This window comes from Pontibacillus halophilus JSM 076056 = DSM 19796, assembly GCF_000425205.1.
In the GTDB taxonomy this organism is placed as follows: domain Bacteria; phylum Bacillota; class Bacilli; order Bacillales; family BH030062; genus Pontibacillus_A; species Pontibacillus_A halophilus.
Map to the genome: position 1 here is coordinate 244,299 of NZ_AULI01000008.1, position 6,929 is coordinate 251,227.

The 6,929-nt window shown below is 45.3% G+C and carries 6 protein-coding genes; all 6 read left to right on the forward strand.

The features are described 5' to 3' along the window. Positions 1 to 298: 298 nt before the first annotated feature. Positions 299 to 1,450 (forward strand): CaiB/BaiF CoA transferase family protein, encoded by a 1,152-nt coding sequence (locus tag H513_RS0109840; protein ID WP_026800595.1) that lies wholly within the window; start codon positions 299 to 301, stop codon positions 1,448 to 1,450. 1 nt (position 1,451) lies between these two features. Further along, complete coding sequence (locus H513_RS0109845) at positions 1,452 to 2,642, forward strand: acyl-CoA dehydrogenase family protein (protein WP_026800596.1); 1,191 nt, start codon at positions 1,452 to 1,454, stop codon at positions 2,640 to 2,642. A gap of 10 nt (positions 2,643 to 2,652) precedes the next feature. Further along, positions 2,653 to 4,101 (forward strand): NAD-dependent succinate-semialdehyde dehydrogenase, encoded by a 1,449-nt coding sequence (locus H513_RS0109850; RefSeq protein WP_026800597.1) that lies wholly within the window; start codon positions 2,653 to 2,655, stop codon positions 4,099 to 4,101. A gap of 199 nt (positions 4,102 to 4,300) precedes the next feature. Next, positions 4,301 to 5,230 (forward strand): zinc-dependent metalloprotease, encoded by a 930-nt coding sequence (locus H513_RS0109855; RefSeq protein WP_026800598.1) that lies wholly within the window; start codon positions 4,301 to 4,303, stop codon positions 5,228 to 5,230. Between the two features lie 137 nt (positions 5,231 to 5,367). Beyond that, positions 5,368 to 6,534 (forward strand): iron-containing alcohol dehydrogenase, encoded by a 1,167-nt coding sequence (locus H513_RS0109860; RefSeq protein ID WP_026800599.1) that lies wholly within the window; start codon positions 5,368 to 5,370, stop codon positions 6,532 to 6,534. A 185-nt stretch (positions 6,535 to 6,719) separates the two neighbouring features. Beyond that, positions 6,720 to 6,929, forward strand: a 210-nt coding sequence (locus tag H513_RS0109865) for a transposase family protein (protein WP_026799884.1), incomplete at its 3' end; no start/stop codon positions are given.

Below are 6,929 nucleotides of genomic sequence, written 5' to 3' on the forward strand. Positions count from 1 at the left end.
TCTCCTTCATTCACAACGGGATTATACGTAATAGGTAGGCCGAATATTTCTGGAGAGCTTTCCTTTCGTGCATAAACCAATGCCACCACAACTTCCTCTATTTCGCATGAACAGGTTATCTCCTGAATATACATAGAACACGGCGGCTGGGAAGAAAGGATGAACCAGCGCCCATAACCCCTTAACTAATGTAACTTGCTAAGCGGATGTGGCGGCACATCTCGCTTCCACCAGTTTGAATCGAGATTGGATGTGGTTCAGACTGGTCTTTTTTGTGCTTATAGAAAGGAGGGTTTGAATGGCTGGGGCGTTAGATGGGATTGTCGTATTGGATTTATCGAGAGTGCTTGCTGGACCGTATTGTACGATGATCCTCGGTGACCTCGGTGCTGAAGTTATTAAAGTTGAAGCACCAGGTGGAAGTGATGAAACGAGAACATGGGGGCCACCTTTTCAAGACGGGGTGAGCGCCTATTACTTGTGCGCAAATCGGAACAAGAAGAGCATCACTCTCGATTTAAAGTCAGAGGATGGACGTACCCAATTACTCGAACTTGTTAAGGAAAGCGACGTTGTCTTGAACAATTTTAAGACAGGCACAATGGAGCGTCTCGGACTTAGTTATGACACGCTTCGTAAGATTAAGCCAGATATCATTTATGCAAGTATTACCGGATTCGGGGAGACAGGGCCTTATCGGGATTTACCTGGGTATGATTTCATCATTCAAGCCATGAGTGGATTGATGAGTATTACGGGGGACGCACAATCTGGACCCCAAAAAGTCGGCGTTGCGATTACAGATTTACTGACAGGCTTATATGCGTGCATCGGAATTCAAGCGGCCTTATTAGAACGGAACGTGTCCCGTAAAGGACAGAAAATCGATCTCTCCCTATTTGATTCAGCTGTTAGTGCACTCGCGAATATTGGTAGCAATTATTTGATGTCTGGAGTGGTGCCTGAACGACTGGGCAACCACCATGCAAATATCGTTCCTTATCAGCAATTCGCAGCTTCTGATGGAGCATTTGTCATCGCAGTTGGCAATGACCGTCAGTTCAAGCGGCTGTGCGAACTGATTCGGAAAGATGCGTTAGCGAGCGATCCTCGGTATGCAACGAACGAAGCGCGAGTCGCCCATCGCAGTGCATTAACAGAAGAACTTCAAGCGGAATTTCTGAAGCAGCCTGCGATGTATTGGAAGAAGAAGTGTGAGGAAGCGTCCATTCCATGCGGACCCATTCAGTCCGTTCAACAAGTATTTAACGACCCACAAATTGCGGCTCGGGACTTGCTGTTGTCGATGAATCATCCAACTGCCGGCACGATCCGTATGGTTGGAAGTCCCTTGAAATTGTCACGGACGAATGTTTCGTATCGCACCTATCCCCCGCTGCCTGGGGAACACAATGAGGAGTTTAGAATACGAGAAGAAGGAGGTCGCTAGTATGAATTTTCATTATAGCGAGGAACAAGCGCTGTTGCGAAAGACGGTTCGCGATTTCGTAGATAAAGAAATCCAACCTCATATTCGAGACTGGGACGCTACAGGACATTTTGACCGACGCATTTTGAAGAGGCTATCAGAACTAGGCTTAATGGGAGTGTGTATTCCTGAAGCCTACGGGGGAAGTGGCATGGACTATAACGCGCTCGCCATTGTGTGTGAAGAATTAGAGCGAGGAGATACCGCATTTCGAACGGCAGTATCCGTCCATACGGGGCTTAATAGCATGACGTTACTTCAGTGGGGAAATGAAGCACAGAAAGAAGCCTATCTTGTCCCCCAAGCTAAGGGAGAGAAGATTGGTGCATTCGGTCTTACTGAACCAGGCGCCGGCTCCGATGTTGCCTCTCTTCAAACCACAGCTAAAAAAGAAGGAAACAGCTATGTGTTAAACGGACAGAAAACGTGGATTTCTCTTTGTGATGTGGCAGACTATTTTCTAGTATTTGCCTACACCGACTCTTCTAAGAAGCATCACGGCATCTCTGCCTTCATTGTAGAACGCGAATGGTCAGGCTTCTCCTCCAAAGCAACGAAAGGAAAGCTTGGTATTCGAGCCGGGAACACCGGCGAATTGTTCTTTGATGACGTAGTTGTTCCAGAGGAGAATTTGCTCGGCCAAGAAGGCGATGGATTTAAGATTGCCATGAGTGCCTTAGATAACGGGCGCTTCACCGTAGCAGCTGGGGCTTGCGGGTTAATCATGGCGTGCTTAGAAGCAAGCGTTGCCTATTGCCATCAGCGCAAAACGTTCGGCAAAGAGATTGGCAAGCACCAACTCGTTCAGCAAATGCTTGCGAACATGGAAGCTGGCCTGCAAATGAGTCGGCTCCTCGTCTTTAAGGCCGGCGAATTGAAGAATGAGGGCAAGAGGAATACGAGGGAAACGTCTCTTGCGAAGTGGCAAGCGTGTGACTTTGCCAATAAAGCAGCAGACGACGCCGTTCAAATACACGGAGCCTATGGCTATTGTAACGAATACCCTGTTGAACGTTACTTACGAAATTCCAAAGCTCCAGTGATCTATGAAGGAACAAGAGAAATCCATACGATTATGCAAGCGGAGTATGTGCTTGGCTACCGGGAAGATAAACCGCTCTCTTCCATGCTCCCAGCATGGTCGGACTCATGAGGTGAATGAAATGAATATAACTCAATCCATACGCTCTCTTTACATTGATGGTGCGTGGCACTCAGCAATCTCAGATGTAAAGATTGCGGTCATCAACCCAGCTACACTACAGCCCATCATGCGGGTCTCATTCGGAGGTACGGAAGAAACGAAAGAAGCCATCCAAGCAGCGAAGGCAGCCTTCCCTTCTTGGTCCTCTCTTTCTCCAAGAGAACGAGCAAACTACCTTTATCGTGCCAGAGACATTCTCCTTGATAAGGTCGATTTCATCGGCCGCTTGATTACGAAAGAACAGGGAAAGCCATTAGCTGAAGCCAAAGGTGAAGTGAAAGGAGCCGCTAGCTTCCTCGAATGGTATGCAGAGGAGGCAACGCGTTTATATGGCGAACATATCCCCTCCTCAAACCCAGCTAAACGGCTAAGCGTTATCCCCCAACCCATTGGAGTAATTGGAGCCATTACGCCTTGGAATTTCCCTGCATCTATGATTACGAGAAAGATTGCTCCCGCTCTCGCTGCAGGATGCACCGTTGTACTAAAGCCTGCTCCGGAAACCCCGCTTACAGCAATTGAACTAATGAAAGTATTTCACCAGGCAGGCTTGCCTAAAGGAGTCGTCAATCTCGTCACAGGGGACGCCGAGAAAATTGGAGCTGCCCTACTCGAAAGCGAAGACGTACGTTTACTGACCTTCACTGGCTCAACTGAAGTTGGAAAGCATTTGATTCGAGGCAGTGCAGACACCGTGAAGAAACTCTCATTAGAACTCGGCGGGCACGCCCCGATCCTCGTCTTTCAATCGGCAGACTTAGAGAAGGCAGTAAACCTAACGATTGCAAGTAAGTTCCGTAACAGTGGGCAAACGTGTATTTGCGCGAATCGTGTGTTTGTAGAACGAAAGGTTCTGAACGAATTCCAAGAGCTTCTCGTTCAGAAAGTGAAAGAACTAAAGCTTGGAGATGGGCTCGAGTCATCTACAACGCTTGGCCCTCTCATCAATGGGCGAGCTTATGATAAAGTAACGCATCACGTAGAAGAGGCAGTATCGAAAGGAGCAACCGTCCTTTACCGGGGGGATGAGAAAGATGAACAATTAGCGGGATATTTTCACCCTCCTGTTGTGCTGACTTCTATTAAGGAAGAGATGTTAATCATGAACGAGGAGACATTCGGTCCAGTTCTCCCCATCATCCCTTTCGATGAAGAAAGAGAAGCCATTGACCGCGCGAATGATTCACCTTACGGATTAGCCGCTTATGTCTTCACGAAAGATTTAAATCAATCCATCTCTGTAAGCGAACAGCTCCACTACGGGATTATTGGTATTAATGATGTCTTCCCGGCAACCCCAGAAGCCCCATTCGGTGGAGTGAAACAATCTGGATTTGGCAAAGAAGGTGGACACCAAGGCATCCATGAATTCTTAGACTGGAAATACATCTCTACCTCCCTCTCCTAACGCATTTGGAGAGGGTTTTACATTTCTTTACACAAACATGGTTGAATTTCATACAAAACTAATAAATTGGTATCATAAATCCAATTCTATTAGATTATTACCAAAAATGGTTCAATATGCCCTCCCTTACAAGCAGTCCCTCGTGGTACTTTAATAATTGCTTGCGCAGGCGACTATAAAACTAGGGAGTTACCAATTTATGAAACGAAAAGCACTCATTTCACTATCTTTAGCACTATCCACAGCATTCTTACCAGCCTTACCCACTTCAGCCACGACCGAAGTCATGACTACAGACTCCCAAGGAAACCGTGTTGAAACTCACACCCTTCCAAAGGCAGAGACGAACAACGATGAACCCATTGCACAACCTGCTCGTGTTGAAACAAGCACGACTCCAGCAATCTTAGATGAAGATGGAGAGAAAATCGACGAAACATACATGAAAGAAACAGACGACGATGATGATAATGATGAAGACGAAGATGAGAACGAGGAAGAACAATCCACCTCTGACAACTCTGAAGAACTATTCGGCCTATTCGATTGGGGCAATGACTCTGGATCTGATTCTGGCTCTGACTCTACTGATCCATCAGGGAACACAGAAACTACTAAAACAGCTACTATTCTAGTTGCAGTTGACGAAGAATACCGTAGCGCTTACAGCGACTGGCAAACGATGACACACGAAATCGTTGAGAAAGCTGACGACGCGTTTACACGCGACCACAATATAGACTTTGAAGTGAAAGCTATTGCGAAGTGGTCTTCTGAAGGAAACAATGCATCTGAAATCCTTTCAGACTTAGACCGGGACTTCAATGGCAATGGCTATGACTTTGTTGTTGGATTCACACGTGACGCCAACTTCAATTCTGGCGGAATTGCTTATGTATATCCATACGACCCTAACGGCAGTGCGATTAGCGTAAACCTAGACCAAGGTCCTACAAACACATGGCACGCAGCTCAACATGAGTTCTCTCACAACTACGGACTTGGTCATGACGCACAAGGCAGCGGAATTAAATGTATTATGAACTACGATTATTCGTATGTAATTGATTACTGGGGTCAAGAACACAACCAAATGATTCAAGACCACAGAGACTGGTATGGACAATAATATAGAATACATCATTTCCCTCTTTCCACTGAAAGAGGGATTTTTTTAAGCACTTTGATGCATTTCTAATAAATCTTGTTTATTTAGAAGGACAAACGGTTACTATAACACTAGTTTGCATTAAAGGAGGATTCAACATGAATCGATTTACAATTCCACGCGATATTTATTATGGCGAAGGCGCCCTTGAAGTGCTTCAGTCATTAGACGGTAAGAAAGCTGCTCTTGTCATTGGCGGAGGTTCCGTCAAAGAGAATGGCAACTTAAATAAAATTGAAGAACATCTATCCAAAGCAAATATAGAAACGAAAGTCATTGAAGGCATTACAGAAGAGCCTTCTACAAACCTTATTCAGGAACAAGTCTCTATTCTAAATGACTTCCAACCTGATTGGATCATCGGAATTGGTGGCGGTTCTCCAATGGACGCTGCCAAAGCTATGTGGATTTGGTACGAGCATCCGGAGCTTCCATTTGATGAAGCGAAGAAGCTCTTCAACTTGCCTGAATTACGTAAGAAAGCGAAATTCATTGGTATCCCTACTACAAGCGGGACAGCATCTGAGATTTCCAACTTGTCTGTAATTACAGATTCAGAAACAGGGGTCAAGCATCCAATTGCAGACTTTGGCTTAACACCAGATTTCGCTGTAATTGATCCGATTATGGTAGACGACATGCCACCGAAAGTCATTGCCTATAGCGGTATGGATGCGGTCACTCACAGCATTGAAGCTTATGTTGCGAAACTACGTACAACCTTTACAGATTCTCTTTCCATTGAAGCTGCTGAGATTCTAAATGATCATCTAATCGCTTCGTATGAAGGAAACAAAGAATCTCGCGAGAAAGTACACTATGCTCAAGCGATGGCTGGTATGGCGTTCGCAAACGCTGTACTCGGTAACGTTCACAGCATGGCGCATAAGAGTGGTCCAACATTCGATGTGCCACACGGCTGTGCGAACGGCATCTACTTGCCATATGTCATTCAATTCAACCGTTCCGTTGTAGGTGAACGCTTCGCGAAAATTGCTAAGCGTCTCGAGCTACAAGGCGAAACAACGGAAGAACTTGTTGACTCTCTAATTGAGTGGGTTCGTAGCTTAAACCGCGCTATGGGCGTACCAAACACATTGAAAGACTTCGGTGTTTCAGAAGAACTCTTCAAGAAGCATGTAGACGAAATGGCTAAGAACGCAATGGATGACCCTTGCACAAGCACCAATCCTCGTGAAACATCCGAAGATGAAATGAAGAAACTATTTGAAGCTGCTTATTACGGAGAAGATGTAACGTTCTAAGTAGATTCTAGCATTATTGTTATGAAGGAACGAAAAGGAGATCTACACAGGTAGATCTCCTTTTTTTCTGGCTCTAAAATATTTGTTGGGGTACGTAGAAAATTTGGCATAAAAAAACACGCAAGCTCCAATCTTTACTACACTTGAATTGACGAGAAACAAATCAGTAAAGGAGTTGCGTGTAGGTGTATTCTAACATCCCGGTACCAGGACTACAAAGTGTAATTATCAAGAAAAGTGAAGAAATCGGTGGAGATTTTCATCTTTATGTGGAGGTTCCAAAGAAGAGTCATAAATGTAAGTCGTGCGGTGACTGGACACAACGCATTCATGACTATCGAACCCAAAAAATCCAACACCTCAAACTCTTCGAACGGACAACGTATTTGTTCTAT